The following is a 1,196-nucleotide window of genomic DNA, read 5'->3' as shown; positions in this document are numbered from 1 at the left end:
TCCCTCTGTCTCAGCCTCGAACAGCTTGCGCCAAACAGGCTGAATCACCGCGCGACGTAACACCTGCGATGTCGACCAAGACGGCGACATCGACCTCGACGACTTGAACCTCATCCAGAAAGCCATCCTTGCCCGCGCCAAGGTCAGCGGCCCCGACGACCCGCGCGACGCCGACGGTAACGGCGTCATCAACTCGATCGACGGCCGCTTGTGCGCGCTGCGCTGCACGCGCGCCAAGTGCAGCACGGTCAACCAGGCCCCCTTCGCCAACGCCGGCCCCGACCAGAGCGTGCCGCTCGGCAGCGTGATCAGGCTCGACGGCAGCGCGTCCAGGGACCCCGAAGGAGCGACCCTCGGCTACGCCTGGTCACTGACCGCCAGACCAGCCGGCAGCCACGCCGTGCTCACCGGCGCCGACAGCGCAAACCCCACCTTCAGCGCTGACTTTCCCGGCCAGTACCGCGTGCAGTTGATCGTCAATGACGGCCAACTCTCCAGTGCCCTCGCTACGGTCAGCGTCAGCGTCACCAACACCCCGCCGACGGTCAGCCTGAGCGCCCCGGCAGCCAAGCAGAGTTTCACCGCCCCGGTGACAATCACCGTCAGCGCGGAGGCCACGGACACTACCGGCAACATCACCGAAGTCGCCTTCTATCAAGGCAGCACGCCGATCGGCAGCGCCACCAGCGCACCGTACCGCATCACCTGGAGCAACGTCCCTGTCGGCAACTACGTGCTGAAGGCCAGGGCCACCGACAGCGGCGGAGCGACGACCTGGTCGGCGGAGGTGCCGATCACTGTGGCCGCCGGCGGGGTGAAAGTCTATTACCTCCACCATGATCATCTGAATACGCCACGTCTGGTCACCGATGAAACGAACAAGGTCGTCTGGCGCAACACGCCGCTTGGCGAACCGTTCGGGATGAGTCTGCCCGAAGAGGACCCGGATGGCGATGGGCAGGCGTTTGTATTGAACCTGCGGTTTCCAGGGCAGTACGCCGATCGGGAGAGTGGTCTGAACTACAACTACTTGAGGGATTACAGCCCCGAAGTGGGGAGGTATCTGCAGAGTGATCCGATTGGGCTTGATGGCGGTATTAATACCTATGGTTATGTTACGGATCCAAATATTTCCGGCATTATGGAGCAGCCACCCCAACCCCCCGGGGGCCGTCCGGGCGCCAACGATTTTTTTC

1 protein-coding gene is annotated in these 1,196 nt (G+C 63.5%); it reads left to right on the top strand.

Translation table 11 applies throughout. The features are described 5' to 3' along the window. Window positions 1–103: 103 nt before the first annotated feature. The coding region (locus ACCAA_RS21760; RefSeq protein ID WP_245754432.1) for an RHS repeat-associated core domain-containing protein at window positions 104–1,196 on the top strand (1,093 nt) is incomplete at its 3' end.

This window comes from Candidatus Accumulibacter aalborgensis (assembly GCF_900089955.1).
GTDB classification, from domain to species: domain Bacteria; phylum Pseudomonadota; class Gammaproteobacteria; order Burkholderiales; family Rhodocyclaceae; genus Accumulibacter; species Accumulibacter aalborgensis.
The sequence above is the reverse complement of the archived record's forward strand: the minus strand, read 5'-3'. Positions and strand labels throughout refer to the sequence as shown.